This is a genomic window from Streptomyces sp. NPDC048612, from assembly GCF_043199295.1.
Lineage (GTDB): Bacteria > Actinomycetota > Actinomycetes > Streptomycetales > Streptomycetaceae > Streptomyces.
This window is the reverse complement of record NZ_JBICVV010000012.1, coordinates 81062-104192: the sequence shown is the minus strand read 5'-3', so window position 1 is coordinate 104192 and position 23131 is coordinate 81062. Positions and strand designations below refer to the sequence as shown.

General features: G+C 70.8%; 24 protein-coding genes. 19 read left to right on the top strand and 5 right to left on the bottom strand.

The features are described from left to right. The first annotated feature begins 200 nt into the window (after positions 1-200). Genes dnaK through ACGFN2_RS20010 form a run of 4 tightly spaced genes read left to right on the top strand, consistent with a single transcriptional unit; the run spans position 201 to position 4376 of the window. Complete coding sequence (gene dnaK, locus ACGFN2_RS20025) at positions 201-2057, top strand: molecular chaperone DnaK (RefSeq protein ID WP_393362175.1); 1857 nt, start codon at positions 201-203, stop codon at positions 2055-2057. Then, the gene (gene grpE / locus ACGFN2_RS20020; protein ID WP_393362172.1) at positions 2054-2704 is read left to right on the top strand and encodes a nucleotide exchange factor GrpE; all 651 of its coding nucleotides are present in this window, start codon (positions 2054-2056) and stop codon (positions 2702-2704) included. Before dnaK ends, grpE begins: the two co-directional genes overlap by 4 nt. Positions 2705-2749: 45 nt before the next feature. Continuing rightward, on the top strand, positions 2750-3922 hold the full coding sequence (gene dnaJ / locus ACGFN2_RS20015) for a molecular chaperone DnaJ (RefSeq protein ID WP_362602174.1): 1173 nt from the start codon (positions 2750-2752) through the stop codon (positions 3920-3922). Between the two features lies 1 nt (position 3923). Then, entirely contained in the window at positions 3924-4376 is a 453-nt protein-coding gene (locus ACGFN2_RS20010; protein ID WP_362602177.1) for a heat shock protein transcriptional repressor HspR, read from the top strand. Between the two features lie 96 nt (positions 4377-4472). Here ACGFN2_RS20010 and ACGFN2_RS20005 read toward each other — a convergent pair whose 3' ends face one another. The 4 genes from ACGFN2_RS20005 to ACGFN2_RS19990 form a co-directional block, all read right to left on the bottom strand. Then, positions 4473-4877, bottom strand: coding sequence for a hypothetical protein (locus tag ACGFN2_RS20005; RefSeq protein WP_362602180.1), 405 nt, complete (start codon positions 4875-4877; stop codon positions 4473-4475). Then, positions 4874-5110, bottom strand: a complete 237-nt coding sequence (locus tag ACGFN2_RS20000) for an NADH pyrophosphatase zinc ribbon domain-containing protein (protein ID WP_362602183.1) — start codon at positions 5108-5110, stop codon at positions 4874-4876. Before ACGFN2_RS20000 ends, ACGFN2_RS20005 begins: the two co-directional genes overlap by 4 nt. Before the next feature lie 186 nt (positions 5111-5296). Further along, the gene (locus ACGFN2_RS19995) at positions 5297-5701 is read right to left on the bottom strand and encodes a pyridoxamine 5'-phosphate oxidase family protein (protein WP_393362167.1); all 405 of its coding nucleotides are present in this window, start codon (positions 5699-5701) and stop codon (positions 5297-5299) included. Between the two features lie 29 nt (positions 5702-5730). Then, positions 5731-6303: a Uma2 family endonuclease gene (locus ACGFN2_RS19990; protein WP_362602493.1), complete on the bottom strand. Its 573-nt coding sequence runs from the start codon at positions 6301-6303 to the stop codon at positions 5731-5733. Between the two features lie 245 nt (positions 6304-6548). Here ACGFN2_RS19990 and clpB point away from each other — a divergent pair, with 245 nt between their 5' ends. The 7 genes from clpB to ACGFN2_RS19955 all read left to right on the top strand — a co-directional run bounded on the left by clpB (position 6549) and on the right by ACGFN2_RS19955 (position 12763). After that, a complete protein-coding gene (gene clpB / locus ACGFN2_RS19985; protein ID WP_393362164.1) occupies positions 6549-9179 on the top strand; it encodes an ATP-dependent chaperone ClpB in 2631 nt (876 codons plus the stop codon). A 159-nt stretch (positions 9180-9338) separates the two neighbouring features. Continuing rightward, positions 9339-9875 carry a YbjN domain-containing protein gene (locus ACGFN2_RS19980; protein ID WP_362602192.1) on the top strand — a complete coding sequence of 179 codons (537 nt, stop codon included), beginning with the start codon at positions 9339-9341 and terminating at the stop codon, positions 9873-9875. 230 nt (positions 9876-10105) lie between these two features. Further along, positions 10106-10264, top strand: a complete 159-nt coding sequence (locus ACGFN2_RS19975; protein WP_362602195.1) for a hypothetical protein — start codon at positions 10106-10108, stop codon at positions 10262-10264. 14 nt (positions 10265-10278) lie between these two features. Then, complete coding sequence (locus tag ACGFN2_RS19970) at positions 10279-10611, top strand: hypothetical protein (RefSeq protein WP_362602198.1); 333 nt, start codon at positions 10279-10281, stop codon at positions 10609-10611. Beyond that, complete coding sequence (locus ACGFN2_RS19965) at positions 10608-11615, top strand: hypothetical protein (protein WP_393362160.1); 1008 nt, start codon at positions 10608-10610, stop codon at positions 11613-11615. Before ACGFN2_RS19970 ends, ACGFN2_RS19965 begins: the two co-directional genes overlap by 4 nt. Next, on the top strand, positions 11612-11962 hold the full coding sequence (locus ACGFN2_RS19960) for a hypothetical protein (protein ID WP_362602204.1): 351 nt from the start codon (positions 11612-11614) through the stop codon (positions 11960-11962). The genes ACGFN2_RS19965 and ACGFN2_RS19960 overlap by 4 nt, the downstream gene beginning before the upstream one ends. Positions 11963-12046: 84 nt before the next feature. After that, positions 12047-12763, top strand: a complete 717-nt coding sequence (locus tag ACGFN2_RS19955) for a hypothetical protein (RefSeq protein WP_393362157.1) — start codon at positions 12047-12049, stop codon at positions 12761-12763. Between the two features lie 99 nt (positions 12764-12862). Here the strand turns inward: ACGFN2_RS19955 and ACGFN2_RS19950 are convergent, their stop codons facing one another. After that, on the bottom strand, positions 12863-14041 hold the full coding sequence (locus ACGFN2_RS19950) for a pyridoxal phosphate-dependent aminotransferase (RefSeq protein WP_393362154.1): 1179 nt from the start codon (positions 14039-14041) through the stop codon (positions 12863-12865). Between the two features lie 201 nt (positions 14042-14242). On the opposite strand from ACGFN2_RS19950, the gene ACGFN2_RS19945 reads away from it, so the two are divergent. The 8 genes from ACGFN2_RS19945 (at position 14243) to ACGFN2_RS19910 (ending at position 23029) form a co-directional block, all read left to right on the top strand. Next, the gene (locus ACGFN2_RS19945; protein ID WP_393362151.1) at positions 14243-14527 is read left to right on the top strand and encodes a hypothetical protein; all 285 of its coding nucleotides are present in this window, start codon (positions 14243-14245) and stop codon (positions 14525-14527) included. A 348-nt stretch (positions 14528-14875) separates the two neighbouring features. Then, the gene (locus ACGFN2_RS19940; protein ID WP_362602215.1) at positions 14876-15397 is read left to right on the top strand and encodes a DUF2617 family protein; all 522 of its coding nucleotides are present in this window, start codon (positions 14876-14878) and stop codon (positions 15395-15397) included. A 254-nt stretch (positions 15398-15651) separates the two neighbouring features. Next, the gene (locus ACGFN2_RS19935) at positions 15652-17370 is read left to right on the top strand and encodes a polyamine aminopropyltransferase (protein WP_393362148.1); all 1719 of its coding nucleotides are present in this window, start codon (positions 15652-15654) and stop codon (positions 17368-17370) included. A 211-nt stretch (positions 17371-17581) separates the two neighbouring features. Continuing rightward, positions 17582-18523 carry a carbon monoxide dehydrogenase subunit G gene (locus ACGFN2_RS19930; RefSeq protein ID WP_393362146.1) on the top strand — a complete coding sequence of 314 codons (942 nt, stop codon included), beginning with the start codon at positions 17582-17584 and terminating at the stop codon, positions 18521-18523. Between the two features lie 174 nt (positions 18524-18697). Further along, a complete protein-coding gene (locus ACGFN2_RS19925) occupies positions 18698-19561 on the top strand; it encodes an aldose 1-epimerase (RefSeq protein WP_393362143.1) in 864 nt (287 codons plus the stop codon). 10 nt (positions 19562-19571) lie between these two features. Beyond that, entirely contained in the window at positions 19572-20114 is a 543-nt protein-coding gene (gene pyrE, locus ACGFN2_RS19920) for an orotate phosphoribosyltransferase (protein ID WP_362602227.1), read from the top strand. A 219-nt stretch (positions 20115-20333) separates the two neighbouring features. Then, positions 20334-21356: a class II fructose-bisphosphate aldolase gene (gene fbaA / locus ACGFN2_RS19915; RefSeq protein ID WP_362602230.1), complete on the top strand. Its 1023-nt coding sequence runs from the start codon at positions 20334-20336 to the stop codon at positions 21354-21356. 146 nt (positions 21357-21502) lie between these two features. Further along, positions 21503-23029, top strand: coding sequence for an MFS transporter (locus tag ACGFN2_RS19910; protein WP_393362139.1), 1527 nt, complete (start codon positions 21503-21505; stop codon positions 23027-23029). The last annotated feature ends 102 nt before the right edge of the window (positions 23030-23131 follow it).

Below are 23131 nucleotides of genomic sequence, written 5' to 3'. Positions count from 1 at the left end.
CTCCGCCCCATGAAGCCGCCCGGCCGGTGATCTGCGTCGCGAAGGCAACCCTCTGTGCGACCCGGGCGTCCTGGTGTGGAGCCGTGGTGACGATAAGAGCGACATAAAACTTGAGCGCGTCCGACTCAGGTCTGTTGACAGGATTTCCCCGGTGCTGCACTCTTGAGCCTGTTCCACTCAAGTCAGCTGGAGGAATTGAAATGGCACGTGCGGTCGGCATCGACCTGGGCACGACGAACTCCGTCGTCAGTGTTCTCGAAGGCGGTGAGCCCACCGTCATCACCAACGCCGAGGGCGCCAGGACCACGCCGTCCGTTGTCGCCTTCGCCAAGAACGGCGAGGTGCTGGTCGGCGAGGTCGCCAAGCGTCAGGCGGTCACCAACGTCGACAGGACCATCCGGTCGGTCAAGCGCCACATGGGCACCGACTGGAAGATCGACATCGACGGCAAGGGCTTCAACCCGCAGCAGATGAGCGCCTTCATCCTGCAGAAGCTCAAGCGCGACGCCGAGGCTTACCTGGGCGAGAAGGTCGTCGACGCGGTCATCACCGTTCCGGCCTACTTCAACGACTCCGAGCGACAGGCCACCAAGGAGGCCGGTGAGATCGCGGGCCTCAACGTCCTGCGCATCGTCAACGAGCCCACCGCCGCCGCCCTGGCCTACGGCCTGGAGAAGGACGACCAGACCATCCTGGTCTTCGACCTCGGTGGCGGCACCTTCGACGTCTCGCTGCTGGAGATCGGCGACGGCGTCGTCGAGGTGAAGGCCACCAACGGTGACAACCACCTCGGTGGTGACGACTGGGACCAGCGCGTCGTCGACTACCTGGTCAAGCAGTTCCAGAACGGCCACGGCGTCGACCTGGCCAAGGACAAGATGGCCCTGCAGCGCCTCCGTGAGGCCGCTGAGAAGGCGAAGATCGAGCTGTCGTCCTCCACCGAGACGACGATCAACCTTCCCTACATCACCGCCTCCGCCGAGGGCCCGCTGCACCTGGACGAGAAGCTCACGCGCTCGCAGTTCCAGCAGCTCACCTCGGACCTCCTGGACCGCTGCAAGACGCCGTTCCACAACGTGATCAAGGACGCGGGTATCAACCTGTCCGAGATCGACCACGTGGTCCTGGTCGGCGGCTCGACCCGGATGCCCGCCGTCGCCGAGCTCGTCAAGGAGCTGACCGGCGGCAAGGACGCCAACAAGGGCGTCAACCCGGACGAGGTCGTCGCCATCGGCGCCACCCTCCAGGCCGGTGTCCTCAAGGGTGAGGTCAAGGACGTCCTCCTGCTGGACGTCACCCCGCTGTCCCTCGGTATCGAGACCAAGGGCGGCATCATGACCAAGCTCATCGAGCGCAACACCACGATCCCGACCAAGCGGTCCGAGATCTTCACGACGGCCGAGGACAACCAGCCGTCCGTGCAGATCCAGGTCTACCAGGGCGAGCGCGAGATCGCGGCGTACAACAAGAAGCTCGGGATGTTCGAGCTGACCGGTCTGCCGCCGGCGCCCCGCGGGGTCCCGCAGATCGAGGTCTCCTTCGACATCGACGCCAACGGCATCATGCACGTGACCGCGAAGGACCTGGGCACGGGCAAGGAGCAGAAGATGACCGTCACCGGCGGCTCCTCGCTGCCGAAGGACGAGGTCGACCGGATGCGCCAGGAGGCCGAGAAGTACGCGGACGAGGACCACGCCCGCCGCGAGGCCGCCGAGTCCCGCAACCAGGGCGAGCAGCTCGTCTACCAGACCGAGAAGTTCCTCAAGGACAACGAGGAGAAGGTTCCCGGCGAGGTCAAGACCGAGGTCGAGGAGGCCCTCACCGAGCTGAAGGAGAAGCTCAAGGGTGAGGACACCGCGGAGATCCGCACCGCCACCGAGAAGGTCGCGGCCGTCTCCCAGAAGCTCGGCCAGGCCATGTACGCCGACGCCCAGGGTGCGGCCGGTGCCGAAAGCGCCGCCGGTGCCGAGGGCGCCGAGCAGGCCAAGGCCGAGGACGACGTCGTGGACGCCGAGATCGTCGACGACGAGAAGCCCAAGAAGGACGGTGCCGCGTGACGGAGGAGACCCCGGGCTTCGACGAGAAGCCCGACGTCCCTTCCGACGCCGCTCCCGAAGACGCGGCGCAGGCCGAGTCCGCCGACAAGGCGGGCTCGGCCCCGGCCGGGGACGTAACGGACGTAGCGCTCCAGGCGCAGCTGGACCAGGTGCGTACGGCGCTCAACGAGCGCACGACGGACCTCCAGCGACTGCAGGCCGAGTACCAGAACTACCGCCGTCGGGTGGAGAGGGACCGGGTCACGGTCAAGGAGATCGCCGCGGCGAACCTCCTGTCCGAGCTCCTGCCCACCCTCGACGACGTCGGCCGTGCCCGTGAGCACGGCGAACTGGTCGGCGGCTTCAAGTCGGTGGCCGAATCGCTGGAGACCGTGGTCGCCAAGCTGGGTCTGCAGCAGTTCGGCAAGGAGGGCGAGCCCTTCGACCCGACGATCCACGAGGCGCTGATGCACTCGTACGCACCGGATGTCACCGAGACGACGTGCGTGGCGATCCTGCAGCCCGGGTATCGCATCGGTGAACGAACGATCCGCCCCGCGCGGGTCGCCGTGGCCGAACCGCAGCCCGGTGCCCAGGGCGCCAAGTCCGCCTCCGACGAGGACGCCAAGGCCTCGGACGAGGAGAGCGGTGGCCCGGACGAGGGCTGACGTGAGGACAGAATCGAAAACCGCGCGGAAGGAGGGACGTCGGGGATGAGCACCAAGGACTTCGTCGAGAAGGACTACTACAAGGTCCTCGGCGTCCCGAAGGACGCCACGGAAGCGGAGATCAAGAAGGCGTACCGGAAGCTCGCCCGCGAGTACCACCCGGACGCCAACAAGGGCGACGCCAAGGCCGAGGAGCGCTTCAAGGAGATCTCCGAGGCGAACGACGTCCTGGGCGACAGCAAACGCCGCAAGGAGTACGACGAGGCGCGCACGCTGTTCGGCAACGGCGGATACCGGCCGGGGCCGGGCGGCGGCGGCAACTTCAACTTCGACCTGGGCGACCTCTTCGGGGGCTCGCAGGGCCAGGCCGGCGGTGGCGGCGGCTTCGGCGGCGGTCTCGGGGACGTCTTCGGCGGCCTGTTCAACCGCGGCGGGGCCGGGGCCCGTACCCACGCGCGCCGTGGCCAGGACATCGAGTCCGAGGTGACGCTCAGCTTCACCGAGGCGGTCGACGGGGCCACGGTCCCGCTGCGGATGTCCAGCCAGGCGCCGTGCAAGGCGTGTTCCGGCACCGGCGACAAGAACGGGACGCCGCGGGTCTGCCCGACCTGCGTCGGCACCGGTCAGGTCAGCCGGGGCGCGGGCGGCGGCTTCTCGCTCACCGACCCGTGCGCCGACTGCAAGGGCCGGGGCCTGATCGCCCAGGACGCCTGTGAGGTCTGCAAGGGCAGCGGGCGGGCCACCAGTGCCCGCACGATGCAGGTGCGCATCCCCGCGGGCGTCTCCGACGGGCAGCGCATCCGGCTGCGCGGCAAGGGCGCCCCGGGCGAGCAGGGCGGCCCGGCGGGCGACCTGTACGTGGTCGTGCATGTCGACGCCCACCCGGTCTTCGGCCGCAAGGGCGACAACCTCACCGTCACGGTGCCGGTCACCTTCCCGGAGGCCGCGCTCGGCGGCGAGGTCAAGGTGCCGACCCTGGGCGGTCCGCCGGTGACGCTGAAGCTGCCGGCCGGCACCCCCAACGGCCGCACCATGCGGGCGCGTGGCAAGGGGGCGACCCGCAAGGACGGCACCCGCGGTGATCTGCTGGTCACCATCGAGGTGCTGGTCCCCAGCGACCTCGGCGACAAGGCGAAGGAGTCGCTGGAGGCCTATCGCGAGGCGACCGCGGGTGCGGACCCGCGGGCGGAGCTGTTCCAGGCTGCGAAGGGAGCTTGAGATGGACGGCCGGGGCGGGCAGCGTCGTAACCCCTATGAACTGACCGACGAGTCGCCGGTGTACGTCATCTCCGTCGCGGCTCAGCTCTCCGGCCTGCATCCGCAGACCCTCCGGCAGTACGACCGCCTGGGGCTGGTCTCGCCCGACCGCACGGCCGGGCGGGGCCGCCGCTATTCGGCCCGGGACATCGAACTGCTCCGTACGGTGCAGCAGTTGTCCCAGGACGAGGGCATCAACCTCGCCGGCATCAAGCGCATCATCGAACTGGAGAACCAGGTCGCGGCCCTGCAGCAGCGGGTCATCGAGCTGCAGGGCGCCCTCGAGGGCGCGGCCAGCGCGATGCAGCAGCGGGAAGCGGCGGTGCACGCCTCCTACCGGCGCGATCTGGTGCCGTATCAGGACGTGCAGCAGACCAGCGCGCTGGTGGTCTGGCGCCCCAAGCGGCCGGAGTGACGGCCGCGGCCGGGCTGCCGGTATCCGCGGTATGAGCTGACGAAGGGCCGGGGTGACCCGGCCCTTCTCGCGTCTTCGCGCCCGCCCCGCGCCCGTTCAGCAGCCGTTGTATCCCGCCGTCGGCATCGACAGCCGCCGGTGCACCTGTGACTTCCTCTCCAGGGTGTAGACCGGCTCGTCGAGGTCGGCGGTCTCCAGGCGGACACCGGCCGCGGCGCACCGCGCGGTGAACTCGTCCGCGCCGGCGATGGCGGTCTCCAGCGCCCGGCGATTGGGCGCCACGAACACGTCGACCAGGCCCTCCTCGACGTCACGCCACAGCGCGCCGTGGTCGGCGCGCAGCCGGTGCAGGCTGAGCCGGCAGGTCAGGTGGTAGTCACGGGCCGCCGCCCACTGCTTGCACATGTCGTGCTGGCTGCGGTCATCGACCAGGAACGGGTCCTCGTCGAGCTCGGACAGCGGCAGCAGGCAGGCGATCGCCGTGACTCGGACCGAGTTCATCGTGCCCTCCGGGGCGTGGCGACTGTGGGGGCGACGATACCCCCGCGAGCGGCCCGTGGAGGAGGGGCTGTACCGGGCGGCGAGGCATAGCCGCAGGCGTGGCAGATCTTCCAGCCGTCCTGATTGACCGCGAGCGGGCCGCCGCAGCGCGGGCAGAGCTCGGCGCGGGGGCGCGGCGGGGTGCCGGACGGACGGCGCGGAACGGTCGTCACGGTGCTCACTGCCGACGCCATACGGCCTCCCGCTGCTGTCTTTTGCCGGGGACAGGTCCGATGTCGTCCGTCATTGCGCGGAGCTGTTCGGTTCCCGTCGCTCTTGAGTACCAGGTGCGTGGCCCGGAGCGGAGCCGGAGGGACCGTTTCCGGCCAGGGGGCCGGAGGAGGCGCGCAAGAGGGGGGAGCGGGGGCTCGGGCCGGCGCTCAGGCCCGGCCCATCGCCCGGGTCACGGCGATCTCGATCATGACGCGGTCGGGGTTGGGCGTCGGGGTCCGGCCGTACCGCTCGGCGTACCTGCGCACCGCGTCGGCCACCGACTCGGCGTCCGTCCGCACCCGGGCCCGGCCCTCCAGCGTCGCCCAGCGTCCCCTGTCGACCTGGCACACGGCGACGGTGGCGCCGTCCGTCCCGGCGGCGAGGACGTTCTTGACCTTGGTGCTGTCCTTGCGGGTGATGATCCGCGCGATCCGCTGCCCGGCGTCGTAGGTGACGCCTACGGGAACCACATGGGGCGTCCCGTCCGTACGCAGCGTGGTGAGCGTCGGCATCAGATACTCGCCCCAGAAGGCGAGGTACTCCGGGCTGAGGGCGCTGAGGTCGTGGGCCATGGGGGCCAGCGTAGTTCGGGGCCCGGGGCTCAGAGGAAGTCGGCGGTCTCCAGGTCGAAGGAGAAGGGGGCGGGGAGGGGGAGGGGTTTGCCGAAGGGGGCGATGTGGGTGTTGAGGTAGTCCTCGCCCTCCGGCTCGCTGAACAGTGTGACCGCCGACTTGTCACGGTCGACCAGGAGATAGAGCGGAATGCCGGCGCGGGCGTAGCCATGGCGCTTGGCAACACGGTCCTTGTAGGGCTTGCTCGACGTCACCTCGGCGACCATGGCAACGCCGTCGCTGGGCATCCAGGGAGGGGCGCCGCGGAAGAGGCGCAGCGCGCGCGGGGCGATAGTGGCGTCGGGGATCACGTGGTCCGCGGGCCGGCCCGCCGCGTGGGAGAGGACGAGTCCCTTGTGCCCCGAGAATTGCATCGCGGTCGCAGACGACTGCATCACCTGCTCGAAGACGAGGCTCAGGTAGTCCTCGTGGTCGCCATCCGGCGGCGGTGTCACAGCGATCTCCCCCTCGATCAGCTCGGCCCGGAAACCCGTCGGGGTCTCCAGCGCCAGAAAGCCTTCCAGGAGGATGTCGTCCTGCGTGGGCATCGGCTCGTGTGCCATAGCCGTCATGCTGCACCTCCTTGTGGTCGAAGGCCAGTGTTGCCGGGTGGTGTGGGCCGTGACGGCGCGTTGGGCGGGATTCCCTCGCACGAGTGAGCGAGGGTGGGGTGGGCGGGTCTCCCGAAACAACATTGAGTGGAATAGACTCAACTTATCGCACGTTGGTATGTGCAGGATGAGGGCCGGAGTGGGTCCGGACCGGGCACTGTGGCCGTGCAGGACGAGACGAGGAGGATCGCGAGGACGTGGACGCCGAGCTGACCAACAAGAGCCGGGAGGCGCTGAGCGCCGCCAATGAGCGGGCGATCGCCGCCGGGCATGCGGACATGACGTCCGCGCACCTGCTGCTCGCGCTGCTGGCCGGGCAGGACAACGAGAACATCATGGACCTGCTGGCCGCCGTCGAGGCGGACGCCGCCGCGCTCCGCAACGGCGCCGAGCGCCAGCTGGCCGCGCTGCCCAGCGTGCAGGGCTCGACGGTCGCCCCGCCGCAGCCGGACCGCGATCTGCTCGCCGCCATCGCGGACGCCACTCAGCGCGCCAAGGAGCTGGGCGACGCCTATGTCTCCACCGAGCACCTCCTCATCGGCATCGCCGCCAAGGGCGGGCGCACCGGTGAGCTGCTGGGGCAGCAGGGTGCGTCCGCCAAGAAGCTGCTGGCCGCCTTCGAGGCCAGCCGTGGCGGGCAGCGGGTGACCAACGCCGACCCGGAGGGCACGTACAAGGCCCTGGAGAAGTTCGGCACGGACTTCACCGCGGCCGCCCGGGAGGGCAAGCTCGACCCGGTCATCGGCCGGGACCACGAGATCCGCCGGGTGGTGCAGGTGCTGTCCCGCCGCACCAAGAACAACCCGGTGCTGATCGGCGAGCCCGGTGTCGGCAAGACCGCCGTCGTCGAGGGGCTGGCGCAGCGGATCGTCAAGGGCGACGTCCCCGAGTCGCTGCGCAACAAGCGGCTGGTCGCGCTGGACCTGGGCGCGATGGTCGCGGGGGCCAAGTACCGCGGCGAGTTCGAGGAGCGGCTGAAGACCGTCCTGGCGGAGATCAAGTCCAGCGAGGGCCAGATCATCACCTTCATCGACGAGCTGCACACGGTCGTCGGCGCGGGCGCCGGCGGCGACTCGTCCATGGACGCCGGCAACATGCTCAAGCCGATGCTGGCCCGTGGTGAGCTGCGGATGGTCGGCGCGACCACCCTCGACGAGTACCGCGAGCGGATCGAGAAGGACCCGGCGCTGGAGCGGCGCTTCCAGCAGGTGCTGGTCGCCGAGCCGACCGTCGAGGACACCGTGGCGATCCTGCGCGGGCTCAAGGGCCGCTACGAGGCCCACCACAAGGTGCAGATCGCGGACTCCGCGCTGGTCGCCGCCGCCTCCCTCTCCGACCGGTACATCACCTCCCGGTTCCTGCCCGACAAGGCCATCGACCTGGTCGACGAGGCTGCCTCCCGCCTCCGTATGGAGATCGACTCCTCGCCTGTGGAGATCGACGAGCTCCAGCGCGCCGTGGACCGGCTCAAGATGGAGGAGCTGGCGCTGCGCAACGAGACCGACGCCGGCTCCGTCCAGCGCCTGGAGAAGCTGCGCAAGGACCTCGCCGACAAGGAGGAGGAGCTGCGCGGCCTGACCGCCCGCTGGGAGAAGGAGAAGCAGAGCCTCAACCGCGTCGGCGCGCTCAAGGAGAAGCTCGACGAGCTGCGCGGCCAGGCGGAGCGCGCCCAGCGCGACGGTGACTTCGACAGCGCCTCCAAGCTGCTCTACGGCGAGATCCCGGGGGTCGAGCGGGAGCTGGAGGAGGCGGCCGCCGCCGAGGCCGAGCAGGAGGCGTCCAAGGAGTCCATGGTCAAGGAGGAGGTCGGTCCTGACGACATCGCGGATGTGGTCGGCGCCTGGACCGGTATCCCGGCCGGCCGTCTCCTGGAGGGCGAGACCCAGAAGCTGCTGCGGATGGAGGAGGAGCTGGGCAAGCGGCTGATCGGCCAGACCGAGGCCGTCCGCTCCGTCTCCGACGCCGTGCGCCGCACCCGCGCCGGGATCGCCGACCCGGACCGCCCCACCGGCTCCTTCCTCTTCCTCGGCCCGACCGGCGTCGGCAAGACCGAGCTGGCCAAGGCGCTCGCCGACTTCCTCTTCGACGACGAGCGGGCGATGGTCCGGATCGACATGTCGGAGTACAGCGAGAAGCACAGCGTGGCGCGGCTGGTCGGTGCGCCGCCCGGCTACGTCGGCTACGAGGAGGGCGGCCAGCTCACGGAGGCGGTCCGCCGCCGCCCGTACTCCGTCGTCCTGCTGGACGAGGTGGAGAAGGCCCATCACGAGGTCTTCGACATCCTGCTGCAGGTCCTCGACGACGGCCGGCTCACGGACGGCCAGGGCCGCACCGTCGACTTCCGCAACACCATCCTCATCCTGACCTCCAACCTCGGGTCGAACTTCCTGATGGACCCGCTGCTCAAGGAGGACCAGAAGCGGGAGAAGGTGCTGGAGACGGTCCGTGCGTCCTTCCGTCCCGAGTTCCTCAACCGGCTCGACGACGTGGTGGTCTTCCACCCGCTCGGCACGGACCAGCTGCAGCGGATCGCCCGTATCCAGCTCGCCCACCTCCAGCGCCGCCTCGGCGACCGCCGGCTGACGCTGGACGTCACCGACCGCGCCCTGACCTGGCTCGCCTGGCTCGGCCAGGAGCCGGTCGTCGACGCCCCCGCCCCCGACATGTCCTACGGCGCCCGCCCGCTGCGCCGTCTGGTCCAGACGGCCATCGGCGACCAGCTCGCCCGCGCCATCCTGTCCGGCGAGGTGCTGGACGGGGACACCGTCCGGGTCGACGTGGACGGCGACGGGCTGTCGGTGGAGACGGAGGGACGGTCCGCGGGGTGACCGGCGGGGGCGGAGCGCCCGGGGCCGCGGCCCCGGCACACGTCCGGCCCGACGATCGTTGCCCCGGGCGACGCCTTGCCCGCATCCGCTCCGTCCGGGTTGCCACGACGGGGCGGATGTGGGGGAGGATGGCAGGGACCATACGAAGGGAATTCCACGGTGAGCATCGACCCGTCCTCGATTCCGAATTTCGGGGGCCAGCCCGAACCCGAGCCGTCGGGGCCTGATGGTCCCGTCGTGCCAGACCAGGACCTGGTCAAGCAGCTCCTCGACCAGATGGAGCTGAAGTACGTAGTCGACGAGGAGGGTGACCTCGCCGCCCCGTGGGAGCAGTTCCGCACGTACTTCATGTTCCGGGGCGAGGAGGAGCAGCAGATCTTCTCCGTCCGCACGTTCTATGACCGTCCGCACGGCATCGACGAGAAGTCGAAGCTGCTGGAGGCGATCGACGACTGGAACCGCCGGACGCTGTGGCCCAAGGCCTACACCCACACCCACGACGACGGCACGGTCCGTCTGATCGGTGAGGCATCGATGCTGATCGGCACCGGCGTCTCGCTCGAACACTTCGTGTCGAGCACGGTCAGCTGGGTCCGCGCCTCCATCGAGTTCGACAAGTGGATCGTCGAGCAGCTCGGCCTGGAGGCCGAGATCGAAGGCGACTCCGACGAGAAGCCGGGTGACGACGAGGCCTGAGCCCCGTCCGTCCCACACCCACCCCGCTGCACGGGCCCCGAAGCCGAACGGCTTCGGGGCCCGTGTGCGTTTGCGGCGGGGCAGTCGGCGGGGGCGCCACTCCGGCTCTGTGCGCCACTCCACTTCCTCCTGGCTTGATCATTTTCAGCCGCGCGTGGAACCGTTCTCGGTACATCACTCGTCCGTATGCCTGGAGTTGAGCGGACGCGGAGCCAAGGGGGAGGCCGGCGGTGTCCATCGAACTGCCAGGTGAAGTCATCTGGATCATGGACCTGATGGGCCTGGAATGGCCCGACATCGACGAGGACGAACTGCGGGCGTGGGGCGGCCATGTGCGGGAATTCGGCCAGGGGCTCGCGGAGGGTCCGCCCAGCACCACACGGTCCTGACCAATTGCTGTGAAGTGCTGGCCACGGCGCTGGAGGCAGCGGCCGTCGGCGTGGTCGTGGCCAAGGGCGTGGTCATCGCCCAACTGGTCATCACCGCAGTCGAGATCGCGGCGGCGGCCGCCGCGACCGTGGCGACGCTCGGCCTCGCCGCGGCCGCCGAGGCGGCAGCCATCGAGATCGGCAAACGCATCATCAGAGAGGTCATCCAGGAGATCGAGGACGTCCTCATCGCCGAACTGGTCTCCATGGCCATCGAGCCCTTCCAGGCCGAGATCGAGAAAGCCGTATCCGGCCTTGTCTTCAAGGGCGTGGACGCGGCGCTGGGTGCTGCGGGGGGTGCGGCATGAGCAAGGGGTTCAAGGCCCACCCTGACAATCTGGCGAAGGCGGCCAAGGACGCCCATGGTCACGCGGAGAAAGTAGAGCGGTTCAGCAGCAACCTGGACGCCAAAACCCGTGGCCGACTGCTCGGCAAGGGCAGGTTCGGCATGGTCGTGGAGAAGGCGGTCCGCCCGATCATCGATTCCATGATCACGGACATGTCCAAGTCGATGGCCAAGGGGCACCGGTCGATCGGCCACGGGCTGGACATCACCAGGAAGAACATCAACGACGCCGAAGAGGCGATACGCAAGAATATGCGGCGCCACCAGGACGACCGGGATGCGGTTCACCTGAAGATCGGCGACCGGGTGCTCGACGAGGACGACCTGCGGGACGGGTACAAGAAGCAGGTCGGTGAGCGCGTCGATGACCTCCGCAAGCAGGGGCACGGGCCGCAAAGGCACCTGGACCCGACCGATGAGATGTTGAAGGAGCGGCTGGGGATGCCTGCGAAGGTCCTTGACGGGGGAAATAACCACGTTCAGGACGATCACGGTAAGCCGAAATACCACCGGCTGGAAGGTGGTTATGTGCAGTCCACGGAAAAGGTGGACCCGGCGCACGGGCCCGATGCCAGGCAACGGCTGGGTGAAGATGCCTACCTGGATGCGGAGGACCCCACCAAAAAGCATAAGTGTGACGCCTTCTCCACCGCATTCGGCTCTGGAGAGGATGAGGCATTCATGCACGCCGAACGCTACAGCAGGAGTTTGCTGGACCCCGCCGACCCGGGGCGGCAAACTTTCCGATTCATGCCTGAGGATGCCTGGGGCCCCGAAGGGAACCACCACGAGAAATTCCGCGGTTTCTACATAGATCCGGATCGTCCCATGACGGGTGAAGCCGTAAACTATAAGCCGGTGGATTTTCGCGGGGCGAATCTATTTGCCTTTTATGAACCGGATGGCATGGGCGGGCACAAGCTGAAGACGATGTTCCCTGAGCCCAAGAAGGAGAGGAACGCATGAGCTTTCCGGATGCTGTTATTCCTCATTATGCTTCGGATCAGAAGGTGGCCGGGTTCTTCAGTGGTGCGCTGAAGGTCGAGTTCATCGATGAAATCCACACGATGAAACCAGGCGCAGTCGGGAAGACTCCGTACGCCCGGCATCTCAAGGAGGCATTGGAATACCTGCTGAGCGAACGGCCCGCCAGCTCGATGGACTGGGCGCTGATGACGGGAGTGTCGTTCTGGGAGGATGACCGTCTGTACGCTTACCTGCAGGATCTTTACGACTACTTCTATGGTGACCGTAAGGAGCCGCCGGTGGCCCCCGATCCGGAGGCGCCGCCGCCCGAGAAGTACTGGGCGTAACGGCGGCCCGGTGCGCTGCCAGGGCGCGCCCGCATGATCCCCATCCCCCGCGCCACCCGCTTACACGGACGGAGTCCCACGCTCATGTCGATCCGCGACGAACTGCCGCCCCGCACCGGCCCGTGGGCGAGCCGCTTCGACACCGAGGAGGCCATGGTCCAAGCGGACGACGCCCTGCGTGAGGCGGCGCTGAAGCATCACGATCTCTCGCCGATTCTGCCGTTCGAGGCGGTATACGGAGAGGGCGAGGAATGCCTGGGAAAGGCTACGGCGATCACGATCGACCCCAGGCAGCCGTACAGCCCCAGCGGTGAAGTGAACTACGTTTACGCGGACTTCTCGACGCGCGGCCTGCTGTACGGGGTGTACCGCCCGGTGCAGGACCTGGAGAGCGAGGACGGTCCGGAGAGCGCGGCCGATCTGCGGAACACCACGCTCTACCCGTACCCGGGCGGTTACGAGGAGAATGACCCGGTCACCGCCCCGCTGGCCGACCTCGGGCTGGACGTTCCCGGCGTCGACCGCCGGTTCGTGAACTTCTGCGCCGGAATGCTCGGCGTCGAAGCGGTCGACGACCTCGGCATGCTGCGGGAGACGTTCGACCTGGCCTGGCCCGACTATCAGGACACGATCCGTGCGGGGCTGAAGCATCTTGTGGCGAACCAGCCGATGACGGTGGAGCAGTGGTTCGACCTGACCTATGTGAAATTTGCCGACCAGCGGGAGCTGCGGGCCTATCTCGCGCAGGTCTATGCCTACCTCTTCGACGATTTCGAGGCCATGCCGGTCGCCCCTCAGTAAGCAACTGGTCGCTGCTTCTGCGGCGCACGCGAGGAGGCTGTCGGTGCCGGCTGCTCCGACGGTGCGCCGCAGAAGAGTGAGGCAGGGCTCGCGGCCCGGTCAGAGTTTGCCGAGCCGTTCCGCCGCCTCCCGTAGGACCGACTCCTGCTTGCAGAAGGCGAAGCGGACGTAGGGGGCGCCCTGGTCCTTGTGGTCGTAGAAGACGGCGTTGGGGATGGCGACGACGCCGATGCGTTCGGGGAGGGAGCGGCAGAAGGCGAAGCCGTCGTGGTGGCCCAGGGGGCGGATGTCGGTGGTGATGAAGTAGGTGCCGGCGGGGCGGAAGACCTGGAAGCCGGCGTCGGTGAGTCCGGTGGCCAGGACGTCGCGCTTGGCGCGCAGGTCGTCGCGCAGTTCCGCGAAGTAGCTGTCGGGCAGGGCGAGGGCCTCGGCGACGGCGTACTGGAAGGGGCCGGCGGAGACGTAGGTGAGGAACTGCTTGGCCGAGCGGACGGCGCCGATCAGCTCCGCGGGCGCGGTGACCCAGCCGACCTTCCAGCCGGTGAAGGAAAAAGTCTTGCCGGCGGAACCGATGGTGACGGTGCGTTCGCGCATGCCGGGGAACGACGCGAGCGGGAGGTGCTCGCCCTCGAACACGAGGTGTTCGTAGACCTCGTCGGTGACGACGAGGAGGTCGCGCTCGCAGGCGAGGCGGGCGATCTCGGCGAGCTCCTCGCGGGACAGCACGGTGCCGGTGGGGTTGTGCGGGGTGTTGAGGAGGATCAGGCGGGTGTTGCCGGTGACGGCGTCGCGCAGTTCGTCCAGGTCGAGGCGGTAGCGGCCGGACTCCGGGTCCGCGCGCAGGGTCACCGGGACGCGGCGGCCGCCCGCCAGCGCGATGCCGGCGGCGTACGAGTCGTAGTACGGCTCCAGGGCGATGACCTCGTCGCCCGGCTCCAGCAGCGCCAGCAGGGAGGCCGCGAGGGCCTCGGTGGCCCCCGCGGTGACCAGGACCTCGGTGTCGGGGTCGTAGGAGAGGCCGAGGTGGCCGTAGAAACGCTGCTGATGGGCGGCGACGGCGGCGCGCAGCTCGGGGATGCCGGGGCCGGGCGGGTACTGGTTGCCGCGGCCGTCGCGCAGGGCGCGCACCGCTGCCTCCCTGACCTCTTCCGGGCCGTCGGAGTCGGGGAAGCCCTGGCCGAGGTTGATGGAGCCGGTCCGCACGGCGAGTGCGGACATCTCGGCGAAGATCGTGGTGCCGAATTCGGCGAGGCGGCGGTTGAGCAGCGGTCGGTCCATGGGCGCCATCCTGCGCCGAACCTCTGGACTTCCTCAACTGTGCTTTGAGACGCCGGGGCCGGGGGCATCAGCCCCGCACAACGGAAATGAGACGGCCGTCGACGCGGACGGCCCACGGCGCCGGGCGGCGCCGGAGCGGCGCACAGGGCGCCGGACGGAGCGAGTGCCTCGCTTCGGGGGAATGAAAGGAGAGTGAGGCAAATGGGGATCGTGGTCTTCGTGGTGATCTGCGCGGGGGTGATCGGCCTGGTGGTGCTGGCCTCGCGCAGCGGTTCGGGCGGGGGTCGCGGACGCGGCTCCGGCGGTTCCAGCGGGGCCGGCGGCAGCTGGTGGGCCGGCGGTGACGGGGGTTCGGGCGGTGGCCACCACGGTGGGCACCACGGCGGCGGTGGCTGCGGCGGCGGGTCCTCGTGCGGTGGCGGTTCCTCCTGCGGCGGTGGCGGCGGTGGGGGTGGCTGCGGTGGAGGCGGCGGTGGCGGCAGCTGAGCCGACCGCGCCGGCTTCCGCGCCGACGGTGCGCGGCGCCAACTCCATATGTGCGGATGGCTAGTTGCTTGTCGCATATGCGCCCGGGGGGTGCTGGCCGAAGGGCCAACACCCCCCGGGCGCTTGGTCGTTGAACAACTGAACTGCAAGGCCCCCGCGCGGATGGAAACCCGGAGAAGATGGGTAAAAGCGCTGTGGGCGACGGGGCTTTCATGATTCCCTCTCCCCAGAGAATCCCCCACGTTCTCCGACCCCACGTGGGCGCGAGCCGGCAGGCAGTTGTACATCACTGATCCTTTTCGGGCGGGCCGGCCCACCATTCCACTGCGTGTTTTGCGGAGCCGACCCATGCTCACGACTTTGACGACGGCGTACACCGATACCCGTGCCTCCGACCTGGCCTGGGCGCTGGGCAGGGAACCCCTGCCCGCCCTGGCCGTACTCGATCTCCAACTCCAGGACGCGCAGGTGCAGTTGCGGCTGCTCGGCGCCTCCCACCAGGTGCTTCTCCAGGAGGAGCACGGCACCTGCTCCGAAACGGTCGCCTGTATGCCGGGCAGCAGCACGCCGCTGCCACTCGGGGTGGCGAAGCGGCTGGGGGACTGGGAGTACGAGTTCGCCGCCCATGTGGAGACCCTCTCGCGCGGCTCGTTCGCCGGCCGTGCGCAGGAGTTGCTCGCGCTGGTGGCCGAGCATCCGCACGGGCTCGCCGGTACGTTCCCCGGCTCGCCGCACGCCTTCACCGCGATGCTGGCGCAGCGCCAGCAGGGCCAGGTGCGCTGGCGGACCTGGCACGCGTACCCGCAGGAGGGCCGTCTGGTGGCCACCCGTACCCGCGTGGGCGTACGGGCCAGGGTCGCGGCGGTCTAGCGCGCCCTGGCGAAAAGTGACCGGTTCGGTCGGCGGGAGGGCGCGGGAGAGTGTGGGGCGCGAGGGGCGCGAAGGGAGTGCGCCGGGGGCTTGGGGGTTCGGGAGGGCGCGGAGGGCGGGGCGTGCGCGACGTGCGCGGTGCGGAGCGCCCTCGTGGCCCACGCTTCGGGAACGCCCCAACTGGGGCGTGTGGCCCCGAGGTCTACTCGTGTGGGTGACGGAGCGCCACAGAACCGTCACGTAGCGTTCACGTTATGATCGACCCGCCAGAGTCCGCTCGCACCGGCGCCGCCGGCCCGCCGGACGCCCTGCTGCCGGCGCTGCTGCCGGTGCCGGCCGGGCTGGGCCGGCTGCTCGTCCTCGCCGTCGTCTTCGTCTGCGCCGCCTGCGGTCTGGTCTACGAGCTCGAACTGGTCGCCCTGGCCACGTACTTGGTGGGCGACTCCGTCACCCAGGCCTCGGTCGTGCTGTCCGTCATGGTCTTCGCGATGGGCATCGGCGCGCTCCTCGCCAAGCGGCTGCGCTGCCGGGCGGCGGTCGGTTTCGGCGCGGTGGAGGCCGGTCTCGCGCTGGTCGGTGGCACGTCCGCGATGGCGCTCTACGCCTGCTTCGCCTGGTTCGGGCAGTCCCGCTCCGCGCTGGTCGGCTTCTCGCTGGCCATCGGCATCCTGATCGGTGCCGAGGTGCCGCTGCTGATGACGCTGATCCAGCGGGTGCGCCGGCAGGACGCGGGCGGCGCGGTCGCCGACCTCTTCGCCGCGGACTACGTCGGGGCCCTGGTCGGCGGGCTGGCCTTTCCCTTTCTGCTGCTGCCGGGCTTCGGCCAGCTGACCGGCGCCCTGCTCACCGGCGCCGTCAACGCGGTGGCCGGCGCCGTGCTCGTGCTGTGGCTGTTCCGCCGCGACCTCACGGCCCGCGCCCGCTGGGCCCTCCTCGGCGTCAACGCCCTGGTCCTCGTGCTGCTCGCGACGGGCGCGGTGCTGGCCACGCCGTTCGAGCGGGCCGCCCGGCTGGCGGTCTACGGCGCCTCGGCCAGGGTCGCGGTGCAGACCGGCGTCCAGGAGGTGGTGATGACCGGCGGGACGGGTGACGGAGCCGGTGCGGGGCGCGGGAGGAAAGGTTCCGGCGGACCGCTGGAGCTGTATCTCGACGGACGCCTCCGGGTCAGCGCGGAGACCGAGTTCCGCTACCACGAAGCGCTGGTGCACCCGGCGATGGCGGGCGGCCCGCACGGCCGGGTGCTGGTGCTCGGCGGGGGTGACGGCCTCGCGGTGCGCGAGATCCTCCGCTACCGCGCGGTCCGCTCGGTGACCGTCGTCGAACTCGACCCCGGCGTGCTGCGGTTGGCGCGCACCGACCCCGGTCTCACCCGCCTCAACCGGCGTTCGCTCGCCGATCCCCGGGTGCGGGTGGTGACCGCCGACGCCTTCGACTGGCTGCGGTGGCAGGACGGCAGCGGCGGCGGGCGGCGGGCGGCGTCGTACGACGTCATCGTCTCCGACCTCCCCGATCCCGGGATCACCGCGAGCACCAAGCTCTACTCGCAGGAGTTCTACGGCCTCGCGGCGCGGTTGCTGGCCCGCGACGGACGACTGGTGGTGCATGCCGGGCCGCCGGTCGAGCGCGCCCGCCTGTACTGGACGGTGGAGTCGACGGTCCGCTCGGTGGGGCTCGCGACGGTGCCGTACCGGCTGTCCGGCCGGCCCGCGGCCTTCTCCGGCGGCCCGGACCGCTCGGCGGGCCCCGTACCGCGCGGGGGTGCCGCGGTCCCGGCCGCCGCCTCGGACGGCACCCGCTACTGGGGCTTCGTGCTGGCCGCACGGCACCGGCCGTCGTTCGGCCTGGCCCCCGACGCGCCCCCGCTGACCGGCCTCAGTGCCGGGGAGCTGCGGGACGGCCGGCGCGCGGAGAGCCGTGACCGGCGGGGCGGGCTGCCGGCGTCGACGCTGATGCATCCGCGGTATCTCGACTGATCGCGCTGACCGCGGTGATCGCGTTGACCGGGGGAGCGGCCGCGGGTGGGGCGTGGTGCGGTGAGGCGCGGTGCCGGGCCCGGAGTGCGACCGTGCCGGGCCATGGGAGGGTGCCGGGCGGGCGGCGGGCAGTGGGGGCGGTTTCCGGCCGGTGCCGGAAATTCCGCCTGGGCGGGCACGGGGTCGCGGGCGCTGGGTAGGCTCCCATGTCATGGAGCATGAGGTGTACGTTCCGTTTCCCGTCGGGACCGTGCGGCAGGCGCTCATCGAGCCGGAGCGGGTGGCGCGCTGTGTCCCGGGAGTCCAGCTCGACGCCGATGCGGCCCCCGACTGTCCCAAGGGCCGGCTGCGGCTGCGTATCGGAAGCTCCACCATCACCTATCGCGGCACCCTGACGGTCGGCGCCGACGGCGGGCCCGGTGACGACGCGTCGGGCGACGGCGTGTCCGGCGACGACGGTGCGGCCGCCCCGGTGACCGTCGAGGCGAAGGGGACCGAGGCGCGGGGCGACGGGACGGTCGCGCTGACCCTCGTCGTACGGCTCGTCCCGGCCACCGACCCCGGTCCCGGTACGACGCTGCGCTGCTCCGGCACGGTCCACCGCGACGGCCGCCTCGCCGAGGCCACCGACCGGTCCGCCGCCTCGGTGGGCCGCCGGCTGCTGGACCGCTTCGCGGAGAACCTGGCGGCGGACCTGCGGCGACGGCCGGTGGCTGGTAGCGCCGGCCCGGCCGATGGCGGAGCGGCCGAGGACGCCGGAGCGGCCGACGACACCGAGGAGGTGGCCCGGACCGGGGTGTTCGACACCGAGGTGCCGCCGCCGTCCCTGGACCCGGGCAGCGACGAGGACGAGGACGCGGCGGCGGACCTCGACGCGGGCGAGGGGGCGGACGCGTTCCCCGCGCACCCCGGGCACGACTACGGCGACGAGCCGGACCGGCTCGCCCCCGCCGAGGCCGCGCACGCCCGCCGCACGATGATCGGGCGCAGCGCCGAAGAGGTCGACCACGCCCCGCCGCGCGGCCGGTACGCACCGGTGCCCGCGCCCGAGTCGGGCGGTCCCTCGGCGACCCTGCGCTGGGCGGCGCCCGCGGCCGCGCTGGTGCTGGCGTCCGCGGTGGTCGTCGGCCGGGTGCTGCGCCGTCGCCGCTGAACCGGGGCGGTGACGCGGGCGCGGTCCACGGCGACCGTGCCCGTACGGCCCCGGTCCACACGGCTCCCACGAGGCGGGTGGCGGCTGGTGCGGGCGGGCGTTTTCCCGGGGCTTCGGGTACGCGTGGGGGACGGCATCCGCACGTCGCATGGGGCACGGCCTAGGCTCGGCTTCGTGAGCACCGACAACACCACGCAGCGCACGGAGCGGACGCAGGCGCCGGAGGGCGTGCGACTGGCCGCCGGAGACACCGAACTGACCGTCCGGCCGGACCTCGGCTGCCGGATCGCGAGCCTCCGCGTCGGCGGCACCGAGCTGCTGCGGCAGGGCCCCCGATACGGCTGCTTCCCGATGGTGCCGTGGTGCGGCCGGCTCGACCACGGGCAGTTCCGCAACGGCGGCGAACTCCACCGCATGCCCCTCAACGCCGCGCCGCACGCCATCCACGGCACCGGCCGCGACCTGCGCTGGCGCACGGCGCGGACGAGCGCCACGGAGGGCGTCTTCGTCTATGACCTCCAGGACCCGGCGGCGCCCTGGCCGTACCCGGGGCGGGTCACCCAGCTCGTCGAACTCGCCGCCGACGGCGGCTCGCTCACCCTCACCCTGGGCGTCGAGGCGACCGCCGACTCCTTCCCCGCGCAGGCCGGCTGGCACCCCTGGTTCCTGCGAAACCTGGGGGAGGGCGGCCCGGACGTCCACCTCGACTTCGCGCCCGAGTGGCAGGAGGAGCGGGGCGACGACCACCTCCCCACCGGCCGCCGTATCCCGCCGACGCCGGGGCCCTGGGACGACTGCTTCGGGATGCCGCAGGGCGTGGAGGCCACGCTGACCTGGCCCGGCCGTCTGGAGCTGAAACTCACCAGCCGCGCCGAATGGGCAGTGGTCTACGACGAGCAGGAGGCCGCGGTCTGTGCCGAGCCGCAGACCGGTCCGCCGAACGGCCTCAACACCCTGCCGCGCCTGGTCACCCCGATCGACCCGCTGGAGATCTCCATGACCTGGAGCTGGCGGAGCCTGTCCGGAGGCACCGCATAAGCTCGTGCGCATGAGTGACGACGTGCGCGGCGCGCTGCTGCAGCAGATCAAGGACAAGGCCGTGGTGCACGGCAAGGTGACGCTTTCCTCCGGCAAGGAGGCCGACTACTACATCGACCTGCGCCGGATCACCCTGGACGGCGAGGCCTCGCCGCTGGTCGGCCGGCTGATGCTGGACATCACCGCCGACCTGGACTACGAGGCGGTCGGCGGGCTGACGCTCGGTGCCGACCCGGTCGCGACCTCGATGCTGCACGCCTCCGCGGCGCGCGGCGGTCGGCTGGACTCCTTCGTGGTCCGCAAGGCGCAGAAGGCGCACGGGATGCAGCGCCGTATCGAGGGCCCGGACATCAAGGGCCGCCGGGTCCTGATCGTCGAGGACACCTCCACCACCGGTGGCTCGCCGCTGACCGCCGTCGAGGCGGCGCGTGAGGCGGGTGCCGAGGTCGTGGCGGTGGCGACGATCGTCGACCGCGGTGCTGCGTCGGCCATCGCCGAGGCCGGGCTGCCGTATATCACGGGCTACCAGCTGGGTGACCTCGGCCTGAGCTGAGGCCGGGCGTCTGGGCACGCCGGATCGGGGCATTCGGCGCTGACCTGCGGCTTGGTCCAGGGGCGGCTGGTTTCACGTGAAACCGGCCGCCCACGGACTGGGACGGCCGGACAGGCAATGTGGAGCGAGAGGCCTCGTCTGGGAAGATGTGCAGCGGCGAAGTCCTCGCCCCCTGGTCAGGGCCAAGAACGCACACCCGCATACACAAGGAGCGGACAGATGCCCATCGCAACCCCTGAGGTCTACAACGAGATGCTGGACCGGGCGAAGGCAGGCAAGTTTGCCTACCCGGCCATCAACGTCACGTCGACGCAGACGCTGCACGCCGCGCTGCGGGGCTTCGCCGAGGCCGAGAGCGACGGCATCATCCAGATCTCCACCGGTGGTGCGGAGTTCCTGGGCGGCCAGTACAACAAGGACATGGTGACCGGCGCGGTCGCGCTCGCCGAGTTCGCGCACATCGTCGCCGAGAAGTACGACGTCACCGTCGCGCTGCACACCGACCACTGCCCCAAGGACAAGCTGGACGGCTACGTACGCCCGCTGCTGGACATCTCCGCTGAGCGCGTCGCCAAGGGCCAGAACCCGCTGTTCCAGTCCCACATGTGGGACGGTTCGGCCGAGAACCTGGCCGACAACCTGGCCATCGGCCAGGAGCTGCTCGCCAAGGCCGCCGCCGCCAAGATCATCCTTGAGGTCGAGATCACCCCGACCGGTGGCGAGGAGGACGGCGTCACCCACGAGATCAACGACGAGCTCTACACCACGGTCGACGACGCGCTGCGCACCGCCGAGGCGCTGGGCCTGGGCGAGAAGGGCCGTTACCTGCTCGCCGCCTCCTTCGGCAACGTCCACGGCGTCTACAAGCCGGGCAACGTCGTGCTCCGTCCCGAGCTGCTGAAGGACCTCCAGGAGGGCGTCGGCGCCAAGTACGGCAAGACCGCCCCCTTCGACTTCGTCTTCCACGGCGGCTCCGGCTCGACCCCGGAGGAGATCGCCACCGCGCTGGAGAACGGCGTGGTCAAGATGAACCTGGACACCGACACCCAGTACGCCTTCACGCGCCCGGTCGCGGACCACATGTTCCGCAACTACGACGGTGTGCTGAAGGTCGACGGCGAGGTCGGCAACAAGAAGACCTACGACCCGCGCAGCTGGGGCAAGCTGGCCGAGGCCGGGATGGCCAAGCGGGTCACCGAGGCCTGCGCCAACCTGCGCTCCACCGGCACCAAGATCAAGTAACCGGCACGGCCGTACCGCCGGCCGCCGCGTCACAGGGCTCCGCATCCGTCCGGGATGCGGAGCCCTGCGCGTACCGGGTCCGTTCGTGTGCCCGCCGGTCCGGTGCCGCGCGGGCGCGGGGGCGCGGGGCGGGGCATGCTCGCGGTATGAGCGAACCGAGTGCGCCCGGCGCGGTCCGGCTGGCCTCGGCCCAGGGCAGATGGGTGCTGCTGACGGCCGTGCTGGGGTCCGGGATGGCGCTGCTCGACGGCACGGTCGTCAATGTCGCGCTGCCCCGGATCGGCGAGGACCTGGACGCGGACCTGGCGGTCCTCCAGTGGACCGTCACCGCCTATCTGCTCACCCTTTCCTCGCTGATCCTGCTGGGCGGTGCGCTCGGCGACCGCTTCGGCCGGCGCCGGGTGTTCGTGATCGGTGTGGTGTGGTTCGCCGCGGCCTCCCTGCTCTGCGGGCTCGCGCCGCACGCCGGGGTGCTGATCGCGGCCCGTGCGCTGCAGGGCGTCGGCGGGGCGCTGCTCACCCCCGGTTCGCTGGCGCTGCTCCAGGCCGTCCTGCACCCCGACGACCGGGCCCGCGCGGTCGGCGCCTGGTCGGGGCTCGGCGGGGTGGCCGCGGCGGTGGGCCCGTTCATCGGCGGCTGGCTGGTGGACGGTCCCGGCTGGCGCTGGGTGTTCTTCCTGAACGTGCCGCTGGCTGCGGTGTGTGTCCCGGTGGCGCTGCGGCACGTACCGGAGACCCGGGAGCGCGGGGCCGGCCGGCACCGCGGCTTCGACGTACGGGGCGCGGTCCTGGGGGCGCTGGCGCTGGCCGGGGTGACCTATGCGCTGATCGCCGCGCCGAGCGGGGGCGCCGGGCCCGGAGTGATCCTTCCCGCGGTGGCCGGGCTGCTGCTCGGCGTGCTCTTCCTGCGGGTCGAACGGCGGCAGGACGATCCGATGCTGCCGCCCGCCATCTTCCGCATCCGCCAGTTCTCCGCCATCAACGCGGTGACGGTCTGCGTCTACGCGGCCTTCGGCGGCTTCTTCTTCCTGGCCGTGCTCCAGCTCCAGGTCGTGGTCGGCTACTCGGCGCTGCAGGCCGGTACCGCGCTGCTGCCCACCACCGTGCTGATGCTGCTGCTGTCCGCCCGCTCCGGCGAGCTGGGGCAGCGCATCGGACCGCGCATCCCGCTCACCGTCGGCCCACTTCTGTGCGCCGCGGGGCTGCTGCTGATGATGCGGGTGGGCCGGGGCGCCTCCTACCTCACCGATGTGCTGCCCGCGCTGGTGGTCATGGGCGCGGGCATGGTGACGCTGGTCGCGCCGCTCACCGCGACCGTGCTGGCGTCGGTGGACGTGGACCGGGCGGGCCTGGCCAGCGGCATCAACAACGCGGCGGCACGGGCCGCGGGCCTGATGGCGGTGGCCGCGCTGCCCCTGCTCGCGGGCTTCGGCCCCGAGGCCTACCGCTCGCCGGACGCCTTCGCCGCCGCCTTCCTGCGCGCCATGCCGCTGTGCGCCGGCGTCCTGGTGGCCGGCGCCCTGATCGCCTGGCTGACCGTACGCACCAACGCCCTACGCCCCGAACCGGGCGCCGAGGAGCCCTGCCACGCCAAGACCACCTACCACTGCGGCGTAAGCGCACCCCCACTGGACCCGGGCGAGAGCACCCCCCAACGGGAACCCGAGAGATAACGCCCGCCCCCACCAAGCATCTCCCCACCCACCCACGGGAGGGGACGGGCCTCGGGGGCAGGGTTTCCGGACGTAAAGCGAAGCAGTCCGGAAACCCTGCCC

Coding starts and splice junctions, on each gene's coding strand:
- dnaK (WP_393362175.1), top strand. CDS start 201: ATGGCACGTGCGGTCGGCATCGACCTGGGCACGACGAACTCCGTCGTC.
- dnaJ (WP_362602174.1), top strand. CDS start 2,750: ATGAGCACCAAGGACTTCGTCGAGAAGGACTACTACAAGGTCCTCGGC.
- ACGFN2_RS20010 (WP_362602177.1), top strand. CDS start 3,924: ATGGACGGCCGGGGCGGGCAGCGTCGTAACCCCTATGAACTGACCGAC.
- ACGFN2_RS20005 (WP_362602180.1), bottom strand. CDS start 4,877: ATGAACTCGGTCCGAGTCACGGCGATCGCCTGCCTGCTGCCGCTGTCC.
- ACGFN2_RS20000 (WP_362602183.1), bottom strand. CDS start 5,110: ATGGCGTCGGCAGTGAGCACCGTGACGACCGTTCCGCGCCGTCCGTCC.
- ACGFN2_RS19995 (WP_393362167.1), bottom strand. CDS start 5,701: ATGGCCCACGACCTCAGCGCCCTCAGCCCGGAGTACCTCGCCTTCTGG.
- ACGFN2_RS19990 (WP_362602493.1), bottom strand. CDS start 6,303: ATGGCACACGAGCCGATGCCCACGCAGGACGACATCCTCCTGGAAGGC.
- ACGFN2_RS19965 (WP_393362160.1), top strand. CDS start 10,608: ATGAGCAAGGGGTTCAAGGCCCACCCTGACAATCTGGCGAAGGCGGCC.
- ACGFN2_RS19960 (WP_362602204.1), top strand. CDS start 11,612: ATGAGCTTTCCGGATGCTGTTATTCCTCATTATGCTTCGGATCAGAAG.
- ACGFN2_RS19955 (WP_393362157.1), top strand. CDS start 12,047: ATGTCGATCCGCGACGAACTGCCGCCCCGCACCGGCCCGTGGGCGAGC.
- ACGFN2_RS19950 (WP_393362154.1), bottom strand. CDS start 14,041: ATGGACCGACCGCTGCTCAACCGCCGCCTCGCCGAATTCGGCACCACG.
- ACGFN2_RS19945 (WP_393362151.1), top strand. CDS start 14,243: ATGGGGATCGTGGTCTTCGTGGTGATCTGCGCGGGGGTGATCGGCCTG.
- ACGFN2_RS19940 (WP_362602215.1), top strand. CDS start 14,876: ATGCTCACGACTTTGACGACGGCGTACACCGATACCCGTGCCTCCGAC.
- ACGFN2_RS19935 (WP_393362148.1), top strand. CDS start 15,652: ATGATCGACCCGCCAGAGTCCGCTCGCACCGGCGCCGCCGGCCCGCCG.
- ACGFN2_RS19930 (WP_393362146.1), top strand. CDS start 17,582: ATGGAGCATGAGGTGTACGTTCCGTTTCCCGTCGGGACCGTGCGGCAG.
- pyrE (WP_362602227.1), top strand. CDS start 19,572: ATGAGTGACGACGTGCGCGGCGCGCTGCTGCAGCAGATCAAGGACAAG.
- fbaA (WP_362602230.1), top strand. CDS start 20,334: ATGCCCATCGCAACCCCTGAGGTCTACAACGAGATGCTGGACCGGGCG.
- ACGFN2_RS19910 (WP_393362139.1), top strand. CDS start 21,503: ATGAGCGAACCGAGTGCGCCCGGCGCGGTCCGGCTGGCCTCGGCCCAG.